At 63.5% G+C, this 19852-nt stretch carries 21 protein-coding genes; 14 read left to right on the top strand and 7 right to left on the bottom strand.

Annotated elements, in window-relative coordinates:
- Positions 1-165: 165 nt before the first annotated feature.
- The 3 genes from J4P02_RS15665 to J4P02_RS15655 are packed head-to-tail and all read left to right on the top strand — an operon-like array spanning position 166 to position 4019.
- Positions 166-918 carry a gluconate 2-dehydrogenase subunit 3 family protein gene (locus J4P02_RS15665; RefSeq protein ID WP_426191782.1) on the top strand — a complete coding sequence of 251 codons (753 nt, stop codon included), beginning with the start codon at positions 166-168 and terminating at the stop codon, positions 916-918.
- A gap of 2 nt (positions 919-920) precedes the next feature.
- Entirely contained in the window at positions 921-2705 is a 1785-nt protein-coding gene (locus J4P02_RS15660; RefSeq protein ID WP_426191781.1) for a GMC family oxidoreductase, read from the top strand.
- 12 nt (positions 2706-2717) lie between these two features.
- Positions 2718-4019 carry a c-type cytochrome gene (locus J4P02_RS15655; RefSeq protein WP_426191780.1) on the top strand — a complete coding sequence of 434 codons (1302 nt, stop codon included), beginning with the start codon at positions 2718-2720 and terminating at the stop codon, positions 4017-4019.
- A gap of 46 nt (positions 4020-4065) precedes the next feature.
- Here J4P02_RS15655 and J4P02_RS15650 read toward each other — a convergent pair whose 3' ends face one another.
- Positions 4066-4422: a hypothetical protein gene (locus J4P02_RS15650; protein ID WP_426191778.1), complete on the bottom strand. Its 357-nt coding sequence runs from the start codon at positions 4420-4422 to the stop codon at positions 4066-4068.
- Between the two features lie 136 nt (positions 4423-4558).
- Between J4P02_RS15650 and J4P02_RS15645 the strand changes: the two genes are divergently transcribed.
- Positions 4559-5617 (top strand): PA0069 family radical SAM protein, encoded by a 1059-nt coding sequence (locus J4P02_RS15645; RefSeq protein ID WP_426191776.1) that lies wholly within the window; start codon positions 4559-4561, stop codon positions 5615-5617.
- 234 nt (positions 5618-5851) lie between these two features.
- Complete coding sequence (locus J4P02_RS15640; protein WP_426191774.1) at positions 5852-6586, top strand: carbonic anhydrase; 735 nt, start codon at positions 5852-5854, stop codon at positions 6584-6586.
- Positions 6587-6688: 102 nt separating this feature from the next.
- Here J4P02_RS15640 and J4P02_RS15635 read toward each other — a convergent pair whose 3' ends face one another.
- Positions 6689-7339: a hypothetical protein gene (locus tag J4P02_RS15635; protein ID WP_426191772.1), complete on the bottom strand. Its 651-nt coding sequence runs from the start codon at positions 7337-7339 to the stop codon at positions 6689-6691.
- A 370-nt stretch (positions 7340-7709) separates the two neighbouring features.
- On the opposite strand from J4P02_RS15635, the gene coxB reads away from it, so the two are divergent.
- The 4 genes from coxB to J4P02_RS15615 all read left to right on the top strand — a co-directional run bounded on the left by coxB (position 7710) and on the right by J4P02_RS15615 (position 12114).
- Positions 7710-8837 carry a cytochrome c oxidase subunit II gene (gene coxB / locus J4P02_RS15630; protein ID WP_426191770.1) on the top strand — a complete coding sequence of 376 codons (1128 nt, stop codon included), beginning with the start codon at positions 7710-7712 and terminating at the stop codon, positions 8835-8837.
- Between the two features lie 82 nt (positions 8838-8919).
- Positions 8920-10515, top strand: coding sequence for a cytochrome c oxidase subunit I (ctaD, locus tag J4P02_RS15625; protein WP_426191768.1), 1596 nt, complete (start codon positions 8920-8922; stop codon positions 10513-10515).
- Between the two features lie 120 nt (positions 10516-10635).
- Positions 10636-11193, top strand: a complete 558-nt coding sequence (locus J4P02_RS15620; protein ID WP_426191766.1) for a cytochrome c oxidase assembly protein — start codon at positions 10636-10638, stop codon at positions 11191-11193.
- A gap of 33 nt (positions 11194-11226) precedes the next feature.
- On the top strand, positions 11227-12114 hold the full coding sequence (locus J4P02_RS15615) for a cytochrome c oxidase subunit 3 (RefSeq protein ID WP_426191764.1): 888 nt from the start codon (positions 11227-11229) through the stop codon (positions 12112-12114).
- Positions 12115-12121: 7 nt separating this feature from the next.
- Here the strand turns inward: J4P02_RS15615 and J4P02_RS15610 are convergent, their stop codons facing one another.
- The gene (locus J4P02_RS15610; protein ID WP_426191762.1) at positions 12122-12325 is read right to left on the bottom strand and encodes a twin transmembrane helix small protein; all 204 of its coding nucleotides are present in this window, start codon (positions 12323-12325) and stop codon (positions 12122-12124) included.
- A gap of 70 nt (positions 12326-12395) precedes the next feature.
- Here J4P02_RS15610 and J4P02_RS15605 point away from each other — a divergent pair, with 70 nt between their 5' ends.
- The 5 genes from J4P02_RS15605 to J4P02_RS15585 are packed head-to-tail and all read left to right on the top strand — an operon-like array spanning position 12396 to position 16304.
- On the top strand, positions 12396-13136 hold the full coding sequence (locus J4P02_RS15605) for an SURF1 family protein (protein WP_426191760.1): 741 nt from the start codon (positions 12396-12398) through the stop codon (positions 13134-13136).
- Complete coding sequence (locus J4P02_RS15600; protein WP_426191758.1) at positions 13102-13692, top strand: hypothetical protein; 591 nt, start codon at positions 13102-13104, stop codon at positions 13690-13692. Before J4P02_RS15605 ends, J4P02_RS15600 begins: the two co-directional genes overlap by 35 nt.
- 10 nt (positions 13693-13702) lie before the next feature.
- On the top strand, positions 13703-14782 hold the full coding sequence (locus J4P02_RS15595) for a COX15/CtaA family protein (protein WP_426191756.1): 1080 nt from the start codon (positions 13703-13705) through the stop codon (positions 14780-14782).
- Entirely contained in the window at positions 14770-15672 is a 903-nt protein-coding gene (gene cyoE, locus J4P02_RS15590) for a heme o synthase (protein ID WP_426191754.1), read from the top strand. Before J4P02_RS15595 ends, cyoE begins: the two co-directional genes overlap by 13 nt.
- Positions 15669-16304 carry an SCO family protein gene (locus J4P02_RS15585; RefSeq protein ID WP_426191752.1) on the top strand — a complete coding sequence of 212 codons (636 nt, stop codon included), beginning with the start codon at positions 15669-15671 and terminating at the stop codon, positions 16302-16304. Before cyoE ends, J4P02_RS15585 begins: the two co-directional genes overlap by 4 nt.
- Before the next feature lie 87 nt (positions 16305-16391).
- Here the strand turns inward: J4P02_RS15585 and J4P02_RS15580 are convergent, their stop codons facing one another.
- From J4P02_RS15580 to J4P02_RS15565, 4 genes are all read right to left on the bottom strand, one after another.
- Positions 16392-17165, bottom strand: coding sequence for a MetQ/NlpA family ABC transporter substrate-binding protein (locus J4P02_RS15580; protein ID WP_426191750.1), 774 nt, complete (start codon positions 17163-17165; stop codon positions 16392-16394).
- A gap of 58 nt (positions 17166-17223) precedes the next feature.
- Positions 17224-17895, bottom strand: coding sequence for a methionine ABC transporter permease (locus J4P02_RS15575; protein ID WP_426191747.1), 672 nt, complete (start codon positions 17893-17895; stop codon positions 17224-17226).
- On the bottom strand, positions 17895-18902 hold the full coding sequence (locus tag J4P02_RS15570; RefSeq protein WP_426191745.1) for a methionine ABC transporter ATP-binding protein: 1008 nt from the start codon (positions 18900-18902) through the stop codon (positions 17895-17897). Before J4P02_RS15570 ends, J4P02_RS15575 begins: the two co-directional genes overlap by 1 nt.
- Before the next feature lie 225 nt (positions 18903-19127).
- Positions 19128-19847, bottom strand: a complete 720-nt coding sequence (locus J4P02_RS15565) for a PA5502 family lipoprotein (protein WP_426191743.1) — start codon at positions 19845-19847, stop codon at positions 19128-19130.
- Between the last annotated feature and the right edge of the window lie 5 nt (positions 19848-19852).

Genomic DNA, 19852 nt, shown 5'->3' with positions numbered 1-19852 from the left:
CAGCTGAAACGATTCTTCTTGATGCTTAGCCTGCTACCATTTGTAACTAAAGTTTGCTGATGTGTTCATAAAACCGGGCCCTGCCCGGCTTTTTGCGTTGCCCCACCATAAAGTCGCGCCATGACGCGGCTGATCAATCCATCAATGCCTGATGAGGTGCACTCCATGTCCGATCAAGATCGCGACAACCCGCGGCGTGAGTTCTTGCGTAAATCCCTGACCCTGATCCCCGTGGTGACCGTCGCCAGTACCGGCCTGGGCAGTTCCATGCTCGCCGCTGCGCCGGAAACCGCCGCCCCGGCCAAGCCGGCGGCGCAACACAAGCTGCCCAGCGGCAGCCAGGACTATCAGCCGAGCTACTTCACCGCCGAAGAGTGGGCCTTTATCCAGGCCGCGGTGGAACGCCTGATTCCCGCCGACGAAATGGGCCCGGGCGCCCTGGAAGCCGGCGTGCCGGAGTACATCGACCGGCAGATGAACACCCCCTACGCCGCCGGTGCCCTGTGGTACATGCAGGGCCCGTTCAAGGCCGATGCCGCGCCGGAGATGGGCTGGCAGAGCAAGCTGGTGCCCAAGGACATCTATCGCCTGGGCATTGCTGCCGTGGAGGCCTGGTGCAAAGACCTCAAAGGTCAAACTTTTGCCGCGCAAGACAGCGCTACCCGAGACGCTTTGCTCAAGCAACTGGAAGCCGGAGAGCCGCAGTTCGAGGCGGTTCCGGCCAAGGTTTTCTTCAGCTTGCTGCTGCAGAACACCAAGGAGGGTTTCTTCAGCGACCCGATCCACGGCGGCAATAAGGGTCTGGTGGGCTGGACCCTGATCGGCTTTCCCGGCGCCCGCGCCGATTTCATGGATTGGGTGGAACGCAACGAGCAATACCCCTTCCCGGCAGTATCGATTCGCGGCGAGAGGGCCTGAACATGGCAACGGTAATGAACAAGGTCGACGCGGTGATCGTCGGTTTCGGTTGGACTGGCGCGATCATGGCCAAGGAACTGACCGAGGCCGGGCTCAATGTGCTGGCGCTGGAGCGCGGGCCGATGCAGGACACCTACCCCGACGGCAGTTATCCCCAGGTGATCGACGAGCTCACCTACAGCGTGCGCAAGAAACTCTTCCAGGACATTTCCAAGGAAACCGTGACCATCCGCCACAGCGTCAATGATGTGGCCTTGCCCAACCGTCAGCTCGGTGCCTTTTTGCCGGGCAATGGCGTGGGCGGTGCCGGCCTGCACTGGTCCGGGGTGCACTTTCGCGTCGACCCCATCGAGCTGCGCATGCGCAGCCACTATGAAGAGCGCTACGGCAAGAACTTCATCCCCAAGGACATGACCATCCAGGACTTCGGCGTCAGCTATGAAGAGCTGGAGCCGTTCTTCGACTATGCGGAGAAGGTCTTCGGCACCTCGGGCCAGGCCTGGACGGTGAAAGGCCAGTTGGTAGGCGATGGCAAGGGCGGCAACCCTTATGCGCCGGATCGCTCGGATCACTTCCCGCTGGAGTCGCAGAAAAACACCTATTCCGCACAGCTGTTCCAGAAAGCGGCCAGCGAGGTGGGCTACAAGCCTTACAACCTGCCGTCGGCCAATACCTCGGGGCCTTACACCAACCCCTACGGTGCGCAGATGGGGCCGTGCAATTTCTGCGGTTTCTGCAGCGGCTACGTCTGCTACATGTATTCCAAGGCTTCGCCCAATGTGAACATTCTGCCGGCGCTCAAGCCGCTGGCGAATTTTGAGTTGCGGGCCAATGCCCATGTGCTCAGGGTCAACCTCGACAGCAGCAAGACCCGCGCCACCGGGGTGACCTATGTCGACGGCCAGGGCCGGGAGATCGAGCAACCGGCGGATTTGGTGATCCTCGGCGCCTTCCAGTTGCACAACGTGCGCTTGATGCTGCTCTCGGGCATTGGCAAGCCCTATGACCCGATCACCGGCGAAGGTGTGGTAGGGCGCAATTTCGCCTATCAGAACATGGCCACCATCAAGGCCTACTTCGACAAGGATGTGCACACCAACAACTTTATCGGCGCCGGCGGCAACGGCGTGGCGGTGGACGACTTCAACGCCGACAACTTCGACCATGGCCCCCACGGCTTTGTCGGCGGCTCGCCGATGTGGGTCAACCAGGCCGGCAGCCGGCCGATTGCCGGCACCTCGAACCCGCCGGGCACCCCGGCCTGGGGCAGCGCCTGGAAGAAGGCCACGGCCGAGTACTACACCCATCAGGTGTCGATGGATGCCCACGGTGCGCATCAGTCCTACCGGAGCAACTACCTGGATCTGGACCCGGTGTACCGCGATGCCTGCGGCTTGCCCCTGCTGCGGATGACCTTCGACTGGCAGGAAAACGACATCAAGATGAACCGCTTCATGGTGGAGAAGATGGGCAAGATCGCCCAGGCGATGAACCCCAAGGCCATTGCCCTGCTGGGCAAGAAGGTTGGTGAGCACTTCAACACCGCGTCCTACCAGACCACCCACCTGAACGGCGGCGCGATCATGGGCACCGACCCCAAGACCAGCGCCCTGAACCGCTACCTGCAAAGCTGGGACGTGCACAACGTGTTCGTTCCCGGGGCCTCGGCCTTTCCTCAGGGCCTGGGCTACAACCCCACCGGCCTGGTGGCGGCGCTGACCTACTGGTCGGCGCGGGCGATCCGCGAGCAGTACCTGAAAAACCCCGGCCCGCTGGTGCAGGCATAAGGAGCGATGACCATGAAAGCACTCGTTATCGCTACCCTGGCGCTGCTGGGCAGCGCCTCCCTCCACGCCGCCGAGGTCGACCAGGCCCTGGTCAAGCAGGGCGAATACCTGGCCCGCGCCGGTGACTGCGTGGCCTGCCATACCGCCAAGGGCGGCCAGCCGTTCGCCGGCGGCTTGCCCATGGAAACCCCGATCGGGGTGATCTATTCCACCAATATCACCCCGGACCAGAGCGGCATCGGCGGCTACAGCTTCGAGGACTTCGACCAGGCCGTGCGCCATGGCGTGGCCAAGAACGGCAGCAGCCTGTATCCGGCCATGCCCTTCCCGTCCTATGCGCGGGTCAGCGACGCCGATATGCGGGCGCTCTATGCCTACTTCATGCAAGGCGTGGCGCCGGTGGCGAGGGACAACCAGGACAGTGATATCCCCTGGCCCCTGAGCATGCGCTGGCCGTTGTCGATCTGGCGCTGGATGTTCGCCCCGAGCGTGGCGCCTGGCGCGGTTGCCGCCGACAGCGATCCGCTGGTCAGCCGTGGTGCCTACCTGGTGGAGGGCCTGGGTCACTGTGGCGCCTGCCATACGCCGCGGGCCCTGACCATGCAGGAGAAGGCCCTGAGCGCGACGGACGGCAGCAGCTTCCTGGCCGGCAGCGCGCCCCTGGAAGGCTGGATCGCCAAGAACCTGCGGGGTGACCACAAGGACGGCCTGGGCAGCTGGAGCGAAGCGCAGCTGGTGCAGTTCCTCAAGACCGGCCGCAGCGACCGCAGCGCGGTGTTCGGCGGCATGAGCGATGTGGTGGAGCACAGCATGCAGTACATGAGCGACCAGGACCTGACGGCGATTGCCCGCTACCTCAAGTCGCTGCCCGCCAGCGATCCCAAGGACCAGCCGCATGTCTATGACAAGCAGGTGGCCGACGCCCTGTGGAAAGGTGACGACAGCAAGCCGGGGGCCTCGGTGTACATCGACAACTGCGCGGCCTGCCACCGCACCGATGGCCATGGCTACACCCGGGTGTTCCCGGCGCTGGCGGGCAATCCGGTGCTGCAGTCGGCGGATGCCACCTCGCTGATCCATATCGTGCTCAAGGGCGGCACCTTGCCTGCGACTCACACAGCGCCCTCGACCATCACCATGCCGCCCTTCGCCTGGCGCCTGTCGGACCAGGAGGTGGCCGATGTGGTCAACTTTATCCGCAGCAGCTGGGGCAACCAGGGCGCGGCGGTGAAGGCCGCGGAGGTGGCCGAGCTACGGGGCAATGACCTGCAGAGCAGATCCAGCGACGACCTGGGGCCGATGACCGGCAAGTGACGGCGTGGCTGGCGCTCCCAGGCGGAGCGCTGGCCCGTTGCGCGCTTCAGTCTGCAACGAAGCGCTGGATGCCCAGCCGGCTTTCCAGTTGGTAACCGGTGATAAAGTCTGCCAGCCCGGCCTGGGTCAGGTCCTCCCAGGTTGCGGGAACCAGACCGAGGCTGTCGTCGCAGGTGCTCCAGCGGGCAGCGGCGAATTTCGGGTCCGCGACATCAAACGGCTGGTGGCAGTGCACCGCTGCCTTGTCGATGTCCCGGGTGCAGAGCTCGAACTCGCAGGCCACTGCCCACAACTGCCCGTCTGCTGCCCTGACAATGATCAGGTCGGCGCCTTGTTCGTAGCTGGGCAGGTAGGCCTCTGCCGCATAGAAGATCTTTTCCAGCTTGCCGGGTGTCCTGGACATCGCGTTGCTCCCGTGAGTGAGCCCGCCTTATACCGCACCGTCGGCGAATATCGGGCAGGGGTTTTCGGTCCGGCGGTGCTGGTCAGATAAATCTGACTCCTTTACTGTATTTATATACAGTAAAGGAGCCGCTTTCATGTCCAGTCCCCTGCCTCCCCGTGGTCGCGGCACCGCCAGCAATCCGCACAACCGCTTCGCCCCCAGTCGCTCGGTGGTCGAGGATGACGGCTGGTACCAGGAAGTACCGCTGACCCAGGGCACCGAGGTGCGCTTTGAAACGGCGAAATCCATCATCACCCGCAACAACTCGCCAGACCTGCCCTTCGATCGTTCGATCAACCCCTATCGTGGTTGCGAGCATGGCTGCATCTACTGCTATGCGCGGCCCAGCCATGCCTATTGGGACATGTCCCCGGGGCTGGATTTCGAAACCCGGCTGATCGCCAAGAGCAACACCGCGCCCCTGCTGGAGCAGCAGCTATCCAAGCCCGGCTACCAGTGCGCGCCGATCAACCTGGGTTCCAATACCGACCCCTACCAGCCCATCGAGCGCGAACAGCAACTGACCCGGCGCACCCTGGAAGTGCTGCTGCGCTATCGGCATCCCGTCACCATCGTCACCAAGGGTTCGCTGATCCTGCGCGACCTCGACCTGCTGAGCGAGCTGGCGCAGCAGCGGCTGGTGGCGGTGATGATCAGCCTGACCACCCTGGACGACGAGCTCAAACGCATTCTCGAACCCCGGGCCGCGGCGCCCAAGGCGCGCTTGCGGGCAATCCGGGTGCTGCGCGAGGCGGGCATTCCGGTGGGGGTGCTGTGTTCGCCGATGATTCCGATGATCAACGACAGCGAGCTGGAAAGCCTGCTGGCCGAGGCCCATGCCGCCGGGGCGCAGAGCGCGGCCTACATGATGCTGCGCCTGCCCCTGGAGGTGGCGCCGCTGTTCGAGGAATGGCTGGCGGCGCATTACCCGCAACGGGCCGCCCATGTGCTCAGCCTGATTCGCCAGAGCCGCGGCGGCGAGCTCTATGACAGTCGTTTCGGTAGCCGCATGCGCGGCGAGGGGCCTTTCGCCGACCTGTTGGCCCAGCGCTTCGCCAAGGCGCTCAAGCGCCTGGGCCTGGAGCGTCGCGCGGGCTTCGACCTGGATTGCTCGGCCTTCTGTCCACCGGGACGGCAGATGGCCTTGCTGTAAAGCGGATTGGCCTATCGTTGAAGAGTTGGCCCCGGTTCCCCGGGCAGCCTTCCATAGCGTCCGAAGTTGCACGCTAGAGAGCTTCATGGGCTTTGCGCTAGGTTTTTTGCGGTGGTCTGGCCCTGCCGGTGATCAGTGGTTTCTGCTGGAAAAATCGGTTGTTTTTTAATCGATTGCTGGCATCGCGTCAGATAATTCTGGAAAATTCAGTAAATCCGACTGAGAGAATCAACTATGAGTGACAAGGATAAACAGCCGTTGGCTGCGTCGGCTCCAGCCTCCCCCGAGGTCGCCGAAACCGCCGATGCAGCGCTGCAGCATATTGTTGACGGCTTTTTGCATTTCCATCACGAAGTCTTCCCGCAGCAGGAAGAGCTGTTCAAGAAACTCGCCACCGCCCAGCGGCCACGGGCGATGTTCATTGCCTGCGCAGACTCGCGCATCGTGCCCGAGCTCATCACCCAGAGTTCTCCCGGCGACCTGTTCGTGACCCGCAACGTGGGCAACGTGGTACCGCCTTACGGGCAGATGAACGGCGGCGTATCCACGGCGATCGAGTACGCGGTGCTGGCTCTTGGCGTGCATCACATCATCGTTTGCGGGCACTCGGACTGCGGCGCCATGCGTGCGGTGCTCAACCCGCAGAGCCTGGAGAAGATGCCCACGGTGAAGGCCTGGCTGCGCCACGCCGAAGTGGCCCGGACCATGGTTCACGAGAATTGCGATTGCGCCGATGAAGCCTCGAGCATGCATGTGCTGACCGAGGAAAACGTCATCGCCCAGCTGCAGCATTTGCGCACCCACCCTTCGGTGGCGTCGCGCATGGCCAACGGCCAGCTGTTCATCCATGGCTGGGTCTATGACATCGAGACCAGTTCGATCAAGGCCTACGATGCCGACAAGGGCTGCTTCCTGCCGCTGGACGGCAGCCATCCGATTCCCGTGGCCACGCCCAAGGCGCGTTTCTGATCCCTTTTGGAAACTGCAGGTGAGGTTTGGCCAGGAGCGCCATGGAGGCGGCCGGCCCCTTCGCCACAAGGCCCTGTGCGGGCCTTGCTGGCGAGGCTTGGGTCAGGCGGCGGGCTGGTCGAGTTCCAGTTCCACGCCCAATTGGCGTGACAGGCAGGGCCAGCGTTTCCAGGCGGCTTCGGTGTCCGGGCTGACCAACTTTTCGCGGTAGGTCTCCACCGATTCCAGGGCGAAGCTTTCTTCGTCGAGCATGGCATCGAGGGCGTGGTGCACCGCTTCATCGAGCTGGTTGGCGAAGGTTTCGCCGATCAGTTGGTGAGCGATGAGGTTGGCGACCGTCATGTCCAGGGGGATCAGTGGACGGGCGAAATGCTTGATGTACAGGTCGTTGACTTCTTCCACCAGGCGCAGCGCCAGGTAGGCTTCGTCCAGCAGGCTGTCGAGGCCGATATGGCCGTCCATGATGGCCGGGGGCTGGAGGAAGAATTGCTCGGCAATCTTCAGTACCGGCTTGATCTGCGATTCGATGCCGGCTTCACGGGCCACCGCGTTGGCGGCGTCCAGCAGGTCCGGGACCTGATCGATATAGGCGCTGACAAAACGGGTCATGACGCCCTTGGCGTCGACTTCGGGCAGCAGGATGGCGGGGTGCAGGTGCGGCAGTTGGCTCTCCAATTGCCGGGTCAAGAGACCCGTGCTGGCTTCGTGCTGCTGGGCCAGGCGGATCTGCTCGCGCAATGCGGCGGTGTTCATGCAATCTCCGGGGAACGAGGGGACGGGTTAGGGAAGACATAAGTTAGCGTGCTTACAAAATCGCTTAAGACGCATTTGTCATAATTATTTCATGCTTAGTCATCGGGGTTATATCGCTTTGCGATCCTGCCAGCCCTATCCCTTTCCCGCCGTGGCCTGCAAACCCGACACCAGGTGTTTCAGCTGATTTACGCCATCGCATTGCGAGGCAGAACTCGCTGTCTATACTCGCCAGAGTATGAAGTTAGCTGATGACGCCCGACTGCAAATGCAGCGAGGCTCGGCGGTTTAAGTTCGTAGTCTAGGCAGCCGCTCCCTTGCCGCAGGTGTAAAGCCGGCGGGATAACAAGAACGATAAGGGGAACCCGCAATGATGCGACATCCACATGTCTGGATGGGCCTCCTGTTGTGGTCGGTATTCAGCCAGGCGCAAGCCGCCTGGACAGTGAATATGACGCCTGGGGCTACCGAGATAAGCCACGCGGTATTCGACCTGCACATGACCATCTTCTGGATCTGTGTGGTGATCGGCGTCATCGTCTTCGGCGCGATGTTCTGGTCGATGATCGTTCACCGCCGCTCCACCGGCCAGGTCGCGGCCAGGTTCCACGAAAGCACCACGGTGGAAATCCTCTGGACCATCATTCCCTTCCTGATCCTGGTGGCCATGGCCGTGCCGGCCACCGCGACCCTGATCAAGATGTACGACACCAGCGAGCCGGACGTCGACATCCAGATCACCGGCTACCAGTGGAAGTGGCACTACAAGTACCTGGGCCAGGATGTGGAGTTCTTCAGCAACCTGGCCACCCCCGCCGAGCAGATCCACAACAAGAGCGCCAAGGGCGAGCATTACCTGCTGGAGGTCGACCAGCCTCTGGTGCTGCCGGTGGGCGTCAAGGTGCGCTTTTTGGTCACCGCCGCCGACGTGATTCATTCCTGGTGGGTGCCGGCCTTCGCGGTCAAGCGTGATGCCATCCCCGGTTTCGTCAACGAGGCCTGGACCCGGGTCGACAAGCCCGGCATCTACCGCGGCCAGTGTGCCGAGCTGTGCGGCAAGGACCACGGCTTCATGCCCATAGTGGTGGAGGTCAAGAGCCAGGCCGACTACGACACCTGGATGGGCGAGCGCAAGGCCGAGGCGGCCAAGCTCAAGGAGCTGACCAGCAAGGAATGGACCCTCGACGAGCTGGTGGCCCGGGGTGACAAGATCTACCACACCACCTGCGTGGCCTGTCACCAGGCCGAAGGCCAGGGCCTGCCGCCGATGTTCCCGGCGCTCAAGGGCTCGAAGATCGCCACCGGACCCAAGGACGCGCACCTGAGCCTGGTGTTCCACGGCAAGCCCGGCACGGCCATGGCGGCCTTCGGCAAGCAGCTGTCGGAAGTCGATATCGCGGCCGTGGTCACCTACGAACGCAACGCCTGGGGCAACAACAAGGGCGACATGGTGACGCCCAAGGAAGTCCTGGCGCTGAAACAGGCGGAAAGCAAATGAGCCGGCCTGTGGGGTATTCGCACAAGGGGTCGCGGCGCGCCGCTGCCGATCATCCCGTCCATTCGCTCGCAGGAGACAGGACATGAGTGCTGTGATCGACGACCACGGCCACGCCGGCCACGATGACCACGCCCATGGCCCTGCCAAGGGCCTGATGCGCTGGGTACTGACCACCAACCACAAGGACATCGGCACGTTGTACCTGTGGTTCAGCTTCAGCATGTTCCTGGTGGGCGGCTGCTTCGCCATGGTGATCCGTGCCGAACTGTTCCAGCCCGGGCTGCAGATAGTCGAGCCGGCGTTCTTCAACCAGATGACCACCATGCACGGCCTGGTGATGGTCTTCGGCGCGGTGATGCCGGCTTTCGTCGGCCTGGCCAACTGGATGATCCCGCTGATGATCGGGGCGCCGGACATGGCCCTGCCGCGGATGAACAACTTCAGCTTCTGGCTGTTGCCGGCGGCGTTCCTGCTGCTGCTGTCGACCCTGTTCATGGCCGGTGGCGGGCCCAACTTCGGCTGGACCTTCTACGCCCCGCTGTCCACCACTTACGCCCCGGCAAGCGTGACCTTCTTCATCTTCGCCATCCACCTGATGGGCATCAGCTCGATCATGGGGGCGATCAACGTGATCGCCACCATCCTCAACCTGCGAGCCCCGGGCATGACCCTGATGAAGATGCCGCTGTTCGTCTGGACCTGGCTGATCACCGCCTTCCTGCTGATCGCGGTGATGCCGGTGCTGGCCGGCGTGGTGACCATGATGCTGATGGACATCCATTTCGGCACCAGCTTCTTCAGCGCCGCCGGCGGTGGTGACCCGGTGCTGTTCCAGCACGTGTTCTGGTTCTTCGGCCACCCCGAGGTGTACATCATGATCCTGCCGGCGTTCGGCGCCGTCAGCTCGATCATCCCCACCTTCAGCCGCAAGCCGCTGTTCGGCTACACCTCGATGGTCTACGCCACCGGGGCCATCGCCTTCCTGTCGTTCATCGTCTGGGCGCACCACATGTTCGTGGTCGGCATCCCGCTGGTGGGCGAGCTGTTCTTCATGTACGCCACCCTGCTGATCGCGGTGCCCACCGGGGTCAAGGTGTTCAACTGGGCGAGCACCATGTGGCAGGGTTCGCTGACCTTCGAGACGCCGATGCTGTTTGCCGTGGCCTTCGTCATCCTGTTCACCATCGGCGGCTTCTCCGGGCTGATGCTGGCCATTGCCCCGGCGGACTTCCAGTACCAGGACACCTACTTCGTGGTGGCGCACTTCCACTACGTGCTGGTACCGGGGGCGATTTTCGGGATCTTCGCCTCGGCCTACTACTGGCTGCCCAAGTGGACCGGGCACATGTACGACGAAACCCTGGGCAAGCTGCACTTCTGGCTGTCCTTCATCGGCATGAACATGGCCTTCTTCCCCATGCACTTCGTTGGCCTGGCGGGCATGCCTCGACGGATTCCGGACTACAACCTGCAGTTCGCCGACTTCAACATGATCTCCTCCATTGGTGCCTTCACCTTCGGCGCCACGCAGATCTTCTTCCTGTTCATTGTCATCAAGTGCATCCGTGGCGGCGCGCCGGCGCCGGCCAAACCCTGGGACGGTGCCGAAGGGCTGGAGTGGAGCATTCCATCGCCAGCGCCCTACCACACCTTCGTCACGCCACCGGAAGTGAAATGAACGCTGTCGTAGGAGCGAGCTTGCTCGCGATAGCCACGAAGTGGCGTTCCATCAGCCACCAGGCGTCATCGTTGACGATTTTTTCGCGAGCAAGCTCGCTCCTACAGGGACGACGTTGAGATGGCCGAGCTCTCGCTGAAGAAACTGGTGACCCGCCTGCTGCTGGTGGTGGCCGCGATGTTCGTCTTCGGCTTTGCCCTGGTGCCGATCTACGACGTGATGTGCAAGGCCCTGGGGATCAATGGCAAGACCGGCGGGCAGTACGCGGACCAGGGGCAGCAGGTGGATGTGTCGCGTCAGGTGCGAGTGCAGTTCCTGTCCACCAATGCCATCGACATGGTCTGGGATTTCTACCCCAAGTCCGATGACATCGTGGTTCATCCGGGGGCGGTCAACGAGATGATCTTCATTGCCCGCAACCCCAGCGATCACCCCATGAGCGCCCAGGCCATCCCGAGCATTTCCCCCAGCAGTGCGGCGATGTACTTCCACAAGACCGAGTGCTTCTGCTTTACCCAGCAGGTGCTGCAGCCCGGTGAAAAGATCGAGATGCCGGTGCGTTTCATCGTTGATCGCGACATGCCCAAGGATGTGAAGCACCTGACGCTGGCTTACACGCTGTTCGATATCACCGCGCGTCATCCACCGGTGGCGGTTGCCGCCAAGACCGGTGGCTAGACGTTCTAGCGTGCCCGATAAGGAGAACACCCCATGGCGACTCATGAGCACTATTACGTTCCCGCCCAGAGCAAGTGGCCGATCATCGCGACGGTGGGCATGTTCGTCACCGTGGCGGGGCTGGCGACCTGGTTCAACGATCTCAAGGCGGGGCACCCGGAATCCCATGGGCCGCTGATCTTCTTCGTTGGCGCCCTGTTGCTGGCCTATATGCTGTTCGGCTGGTTCGGCTCGGTGATCAGGGAAAGTCGCGCCGGCCTCTACAGTGCTCAGCTCGACCGCTCGTTCCGCTGGGGCATGAGCTGGTTCATCTTTTCCGAAGTGATGTTCTTCATGGCCTTCTTCGGCGCCCTGTTCTATGTGCGGCACTTGTCCGGGCCCTGGCTGGGCGGCGAAGGGCACAAAGGCATCGCCCATATGCTCTGGCCGAACTTCGAATTCGTCTGGCCGCTGCTGGAAAACCCCGACCCGAAACTCTTTCCATCGCCCAAGGGCACCATCAGCCCCTGGGGCTTGCCGCTGCTCAATACCGTGCTGCTGGTGAGTTCCAGCGTCACCGTGACCATTGCCCACCACGCCTTGAAGAAGGGCCATCGCGGCGCGCTGAAGATCTGGCTGGCGCTGACCGTGCTGCTGGGCTGCGCCTTCCTGGGCTTTCAGGCCGAGGAATACATCCACGCCTATCACGAGCTTGGCCTGACCTTGGGTTCGGGGATCTACGGCGCGACCTTCTTCATGCTCACCGGTTTTCACGGCGCCCACGTGACCATCGGCACGCTGATTCTGTTCGTGATGCTGATGCGCATTCTGCGTGGGCATTTCGATGCCGATCACCAGTTCGGCTTCGAAGCCGCCAGCTGGTATTGGCACTTTGTCGATGTGGTGTGGATCGGCCTGTTTGTCTTTGTCTACGTGCTTTGAGGCGCGGTTACCAGGGCGAATGGGAGACCAGCTGGCCGCTGAAGAAACCCCAGGCGATCAGCCCCACGGTGATCGCGGCCAGTGCCACGCGGATACTCAGGGCGGTCAGCAGTCGCTTGGATTGACTGTCGTCCTTGACCAGAAAGAACAGGCCGCTGAACAGGCTGACAACCGTGGCAATCAGCATCAGGACGATGGCTGCTTTGAGCATGGTGGGACTCCGAGGGAGACGCGATGCAAGTCAGTATAGCGAGTGGATTTCGTCGACTCTGGGGCCATCCATGAAGGGTTTCCGGCCGGGCCTCGCGCCGACCCTGGTGGTGCTGTTACTGCTGCCGCTGCTGGTGGCCCTGGGTTTCTGGCAACTGGACCGCGGCGAGCAGAAGCGCCAGTTGCTGGCCAGTTATGCCGAGCACCGTGCCGCCGAACCCTTGGCCCTGTTCGAGCTGCTGGCCACAGCGGACCCAGCCTTTCGCCGGGTGCGCCTGCAGGGGCATTTCGATGCCGGGCACAGCCTGCTGCTGGACAACCGCCTGCACGACGGCAAGGTCGGGGTCGAGTTGCTGCAGCCCTTTCTCGACCAGGCCAGCGGCCGCTGGCTGCTGATCAACCGTGGCTGGCTGCCCTGGCCCGACCGGCGCACGCCGCCCGTGTTCAACACCCCCGAGCAGAGCCTGAGCCTGGTGGCCTGGGTGTACGTCGCCCCGGGCGCCGCCTTCCAGTTGCACGCCGACCCGACCGCCGCGCTCTGGCCACGGCTGATCACCGCAGTGGCGCCGCAGGCGTTGTGGGCCGAGCTGGGCCGCAGCGGTTTCGCGCATGAGCTGCGCCAGGAATCCGGGCCGGGGGCCTACCTGACCCAATGGCCGGTGGTGGCCATGGGCCCGGAGAAACATCAGGCCTATGCGGTGCAGTGGTTCGCCCTGGCCGTGGTCCTGTTCGCGCTTTACCTCTACTTCGGCTGGCACAACACAAGGGAGAAACGCCATGGGAACGGCCATGAATCCACCCAGCACCTCTGACATTCGGTTGCCCAATCGGCGTCGTGGCCGTTGGCAGCTGATCCTGATCCTGCTGCTGGCGATCGGCCCGATGATCCTCGCCACCGGCATGTACAAGTTGCAGTTCTGGGTGCCGGACAGCCGCAGTTATCACGGCGAGTTGATCGGCACCGGGCAGACCCGGGCCGAAATCGGCGTGCCATCTACGGACGATCGCTGGCAGGTGCTGGTGACCGCCCCCGGGGACTGCGCCGCGGACTGCCAGCAACTGGTGTACCTGGCGCGGCAGATTCAGGTGGCCCTGGGCCGTGACGCCTCGCGGGCCAGCCATGCCCTGGCCAGCGCCCGGCCCCTGAGCGCCGAGTACGAGGCCCGGTTGCAACGCGAATACCCACAGTTGCAACGCTATCCCCTGGACCTGGCGACCTTCGCCAAGGGCGCCGGCAACCCCCAGGCGCCACAGCTGTGGATAGTCGATCCGCACAGCAACCTGGTGTTGCGCTACGACGCCAAGGTCAAGGGCAAGGACTTGCTCAACGACCTGCGCCACCTGCTGAAACTGTCAAATATCGGATAAGGGCATCGTCATGGCCAAACCTGGATTTCGCCTCGCGTTGTTCGCCACCTTGCTGGCCCTGATCGTGGTGTTGCTGGGCGCCTACACCCGCCTGACCCACGCCGGCCTCGGTTGCCCCGACTGGCCCGGCTGTTACGGCTTTATCAGCGTGCCGAAAAGCGAGGCCCAGCTGGCCCACGCCGAGCTGCATTTTCCCGATGCGCCGGTAGAGGCCCACAAGGGCTGGAACGAGATGATCCACCGTTATTTCGCCGGCACCCTGGGGCTGTTGATCGTGCTGTTGGCGGCCCGGGCCTGGAGTCATCGTCGGCATCCCGGGCAACCCCTGAAGCTGCCGCTGTTCCTCTTGGCAGTGGTGTTCGCCCAGGCGGCCTTCGGCATGTGGACCGTGACCCTCAAGCTCTGGCCCCAGGTGGTCACCGCGCACTTGCTGGGTGGTTTCGCCACCCTGAGCCTGCTGTTCCTGCTGACGTTGCGCCTGTCTGGCGTGCTGCCGGCGCTGATCGTGCCGCGACGCCTGCAGTACTGGGCCACCGCGGGCCTGGTGCTGGTGATCGGGCAGATTGCCCTGGGCGGCTGGGTCAGTTCCAACTACGCGGCAGTGGCCTGCATCGACCTGCCCACCTGCCATGGCCAGTGGTGGCCGAACATGGATTTTGCCAATGGTTTCCACCTGACCCAGCATATCGGCCCCAACTACCTGGGCGGGCAGCTGGACAGCGACGCCCGCACCGCCATCCACATGACCCACAGGATTGGCGCAGTGCTGGTGACCCTGGTGCTGCTGGGGCTGGCCTGGCAGCTCAAACAGACCGGCATGAGCCGCCTTGCCGGCCTGGTGCTGGTGGCCCTGGCGGTGCAGGTCAGCCTGGGCCTGAGCAATGTGTTGTTGCATTTGCCGCTGCCGGTGGCGGTGGCCCATAACGCCGGGGGCGCGGCCTTGCTGCTGACCCTGGTGCTGGTCAATTACCACGCCCGTACCAGCCTGGTTCAGGCCCGGGATCGCCTGCCCCTGGGTTGGCGCCTGATTCCGCGCAAACCCGTGGCCGGGCCCATCACCCTCAAAGGAGAGATGCCATGGCGACTCTGATTGGTGAACGCCAGCGCAGCCAGGCGATCTGGCGCGACTACCTGGAGCTGACCAAACCCAAGGTGGTGGTGCTGATGCTGATCACCTCGCTGGTGGGCATGTTCCTCGCCACCCGTGCCGGTGTGCCCTGGACGGTATTGGTGTTCGGCAACCTGGGCATCGGCCTGTGCGCGGGCGGTGCGGCGGCGGTCAATCATGTGGTGGACCGGCGGATCGACGCGGTCATGGCCCGCACCCACAAGCGGCCACTGGCTGAAGGGCGGGTATCGCCGCTGGCGGCGCTGGGCTTCGCGCTGCTGCTGGCGCTGGCCGGGCAGGCCTTGCTGCTGGCCTTCACCAACCCGCTGACGGCCTGGCTGACCCTGGCCTCGCTGCTGGGCTATGCAGTGGTCTACACCGGCTATCTGAAGCGTGCGACGCCGCAGAATATCGTGATCGGCGGGCTGGCCGGGGCGGCACCACCGCTGCTGGGCTGGGTGGCGGCCACCGGGCACCTGAGCGCCGAACCGCTGCTGCTGGTGCTGATCATCTTCGCCTGGACCCCGCCGCACTTCTGGGCCCTGGCCATCCACCGCAAGGAGGAGTACGCCAAGGCCGATATCCCGATGCTGCCGGTGACCCATGGCGAGCACTACACCAAGGTGCATATCCTGCTCTATACCTTTGCCCTGCTGGCGGTGAGCCTGCTGCCCTTTGTCATCCACATGAGCGGTGTGCTGTACCTGGTGTGTGCCCTGGCCCTGGGCGGGCGCTTCCTGCAATGGGCCTGGGTGCTGTACCGTGGCACTCGGCCGCACGCGGCGATCAACACCTTCAAGTATTCTATTTACTACTTGTTCCTGCTGTTTATCGCCCTGCTCGTAGACCACTACCTATTGTTGAACCTATGACTCGAACTCAGAAAACCGTCTTTATTCTCGTTGCGCTGGTGGCCCTGATCCTGGGGCTGACCGTCAACAAAGTACTGTCCGGCAAGGGTCAGGGCGACCCGACCGCGCTGATCGACGCCGGCATCATCCTGCTGCCCCAGAGCCGCACCCTGCCGGCAGTGAAGATGCTCGACCAGGACGGCCAGCCGGTGCAGGTGGATGAGTTGAAGGGCAAGTGGTCGCTGCTGTTCTTCGGCTACACCTTCTGCCCGGACATCTGCCCCACCACCCTGGCCCAGCTGCGGCAGATCAAGAGCGAGCTGCCCAAGGAGGCGGTGGACCAACTGCAGGTGGTGCTGGTCAGCGTCGACCCCAACCGCGACACGCCGCAGCAGCTCAAGCAGTACCTGGGTTACTTCGACAAGGACTTCAAGGGCCTGACCGCCTCCTCGGTGGACGACCTGCAGAAGCTCGCCAATGCGGTGAGCATTCCCTTTATTCCGGCTGATACCAGCAAGCCCAACTACACCGTGGACCACAGCGGCAACCTGGCGGTGATTGGCCCGGATGGCAGCCAGCGCGGCTTTATCCGTGCGCCGCTGAACAACCAGAAACTGGTGGCCCAATTGCCGCTGATGTTGCAGCGCAAATAACCCTTGGCAGCCGGCTTGCCGGCGTAAGGTTCGGCCATAAACAAAACGGGGCGCCTCAAGGCGCCCCGTTTGTATTTCGGCAGTCGATCAGAACGCCGGCACGATGGCGCCTTTGTACTTCTCGTTGATGAACTGCTTCACTTCCGGGCTGTGCAGGGCCGTGATCAGCTTCTTCATGGCGTCCGAGTCCTTGTCGTCAGGACGGGCCACCAGGATGTTCACGTAAGGCGAGTCCTTGCCTTCGATCACCAGGGCATCCTTGGCCGGGTCCAGCTTGGCTTCCAGGGCGTAGTTGGTGTTGATCAGCGCCAGGTCGACCTGGGTCAGCACGCGCGGAATGGTGGCGGCTTCCAGTTCACGGAATTTCAGGCCCTTGGCGTTCTCGCTGATGTCCTTGATGGTGGCCAGGATGTTGTTCGAGTCCTTGAGCTTGATCAGGCCGGCCTTGTCCAGCAGCAACAGCGCACGGCCGCCGTTGGTGGCGTCGTTGGGGATGACCACGGTGGCGCCGCCCGGCAGTTCGGAAAGCTGCTTGTACTTGCTGGAGTAGGCGCCCAGGGGCTCCACGTGCACACCGGCCACGCTCACCAGTTTGGTGCCCTTGGCCTTGTTGAACTCATCCAGGTACGGCTGGTGCTGGAAGAAGTTGGCGTCCAGGCGCTTTTCGGCCACCTGTACGTTGGGTTGCACGTAGTCGGTGAAGACCTTGACCTTGAGGTCCACGCCTTCTTTGGCCAGGGCCGGTTTGACGAATTCCAGGATCTCGGCGTGGGGCACCGGTGTGGCGGCCACGGTCAGGGTTTCGGCGGCGTGCGCGGAGAACGCGGCCACGGCTGCGAAAGCGACGAGCAGTTTTTTCATCGATCAAGCTCCTTGTAAGTCGCCCGACCTGGGCGCCTGCCGGCCTGGGCCGGCAATGTTATTTGCGGGAAAAGTGCACCACCAGCTTATCGCCGAAGGTTTGCAGAACCTGAACCAGAACCAGCAGCAGGACCACGGTGACCACCATCACGTCGGTCTGGAAGCGCTGGTAGCCGAAACGGATCGCCAGGTCGCCCAGGCCGCCGGCACCCACCACGCCAGCCATGGCGGTGTAGGACACCAGGGTGATGGCGGTCACGGTGATGGCGGCAAAGATGCCCGGACGGGCCTCTGGCAGCAAGGCGTTGGTAATGATCTGCCGGGTGCTGGCGCCCATGGATTGGGTGGCCTCGATGATGCCGCGATCCACTTCACGCAGGGCGGTTTCCACCAGCCGGGCGAAGAATGGCGTGGCCCCCACCACCAGCGGCGGAATGGCCCCGGCCACCCCCAGCGAAGTGCCGGTGATCAGCACGGTGAAGGGAATCATCACGATCAGCAGGATGATGAACGGCAGCGAGCGCAGGATGTTGACGATCAACGACAGCAGCGCGTACAGGCCTTTCTGCTCGAGCAGCTGGCGCGGGCTGCAAAGGAACAGCAGCACGCCCAGGGGCAGGCCCAGGAGCACGGTGAACAGCAGCGAACCGCCGAGCATCATCAGGGTGTCGACGGTGGCCTGGCTGATTTCCAGCCAGTCGATGTTGTTGAAGAAATTGCTCGCTTCCATCAGCGCAGCACCTCCATATGGACATCCGCCGCGGTGAAGCGGGCGAAGGCCGCCTCCATGTCACCGCCGGTGATGGCCAGGGTCAGTTGCCCGTAAGGGGTGTCTTTGATGCGGTCGATGCGCCCGGCGAGGATGCTGTAGTCGACCCCGGTCTCCCGGGCCACGGTACCCAGCAGCGGCGCGTAGGTGGCGTCGCCCTGGAAGGTCAGGCGCACGATGCGCCCCGGTACGTGGGCGAAGTCGTCGCGCTGCTCGTCTTCGTCGACTTGCTCGTCTTCCTGGACGAAACGCTTGGTGGTCGGGTGCTTGGGATGCAGGAACACCTCGGCCACCGAGCCTTGCTCGACAATGCGGCCGGCATCCATCACCGCCACCTGGTCGCAGACGCGCCGGATCACGTCCATTTCGTGGGTGATCAGGACGATGGTCAGCTTGAGTTCGCGGTTGATCTCCGCCAGCAGTTGCAGGACCGAGGCGGTGGTCTGCGGGTCGAGGGCGCTGGTGGCCTCGTCGCACAGCAGGATCTTGGGTTGGGTGGCCAGGGCGCGGGCGATGCCGACGCGCTGCTTCTGGCCGCCGGACAGCTGCGCCGGGTATTTCTTGGCGTGGTCGGCCAGGCCCACTCGCGCCAGCAGCTCGGCCACCCGGCGCTCGATGTCGCTGCGCGACAGTTCGCCGGCCAGGGTCAGGGGCAGCGCGACGTTGTCGGCCACGGTCTTGGACGACAGCAGGTTGAAGTGCTGGAAGATCATCCCGACTTGCTGGCGGAAGCGCCGCAGGCCATTGGCGTCCAGCGCGGTGATTTCTTCGCCATCGACGATGATCTTGCCGCCGCTGGGGTTCTCCAGGCGGTTGATCAGGCGCAGCAGGGTACTTTTACCCGCGCCGGAATGGCCGATCAGGCCGAAGACCTGGCCATTCTCGACCTGAAGACTGGTCGGGTGCAGGGCGGGAATATCCTTACCGGCGACCCGGTAGGTTTTATGGACACTTTGAAACTCGATCACGTAGCGAACCTTGTGGGGCGCGTTAGAAAAGGATCAGCGGTTAGCCGGGCGCGCATTTTAGCCTGTCCGTATAGAGGTTCTTAGCATTTATTTTGCAATCATCCTGCCATTTGGCAATAACGCGATCAAAGGTCATCGACAATCGCGGATGCTTGCGTCATGCAGCTCTAGGGGCAGGCTGGCGGGGCGCGGTGGTGCGCCAGCCCATGGGCTGGCGCTCGGGAATCACTGGGCCTGGCGTGGGGTCAGCACCATTTGCGCCGGTACATGGCGCACGATCTGCCGGCTGATCTTCTGCTGGAAGTCGGGGTCGAGCCTGTTCAGGCGCTTGCCCAGCAAGGTCGACAGCCAGGGGTAATCCTCGGTGCGGGGCACCTGGATGGTCACGTCGCACTGGTAGTTCACCGTATCGGCGGCCAGGGCATCGAGTTGTCGACGCAGTTTGCGGATATCCGTGACATTCAGGGCGATGGTACTGCTGGGCGCTGTCGGGTCGATCAAGCGCGCGGCCGGGCGTGCCTCGGCTGCCTTGAGCGCGGCTTCGGCCTTGTCCAGCTCGGCCTTGCGCGCATGGGCGATGGCGTTGTTGACTCCGCCGGTCAGCGCTGGCGCCTTGGGCATCAGGGCCCGGGCCCGGCTCAGGGCGGTGGCGGCGGCATTCACGTCGCCCTTTTGCAGGACGATCTGGCTGCGTTGCAGATAGGCTTCAGCCAGCTGCCGCTGGTACTGCACCAGCTGCGGATCATCCGGCGTCTGCGCCTGGAGCGCGGCCAGCTGGTCTTCGGCGGTGGCCAGCTCGCTGCTGGCAATGTTCTGTTCCAGCTGCGCAATGGCCGTGGCCCGCGCATCGGGGACCTCGGTGGCCGCCGGCGGCGTGCTTTGGCAGGCCCCCAACAGCAGGGAGAATGCGACAAGGAGCAGATAACGGGAGGCGAACGGCTTCATTCCTG

It is taken from the genome of Pseudomonas sp. NFXW11 (genome assembly GCF_049887815.1).
Taxonomy (GTDB): Bacteria; Pseudomonadota; Gammaproteobacteria; order Pseudomonadales; family Pseudomonadaceae; genus Aquipseudomonas.
This window is presented reverse-complemented; position numbering and strand designations above follow the sequence as displayed.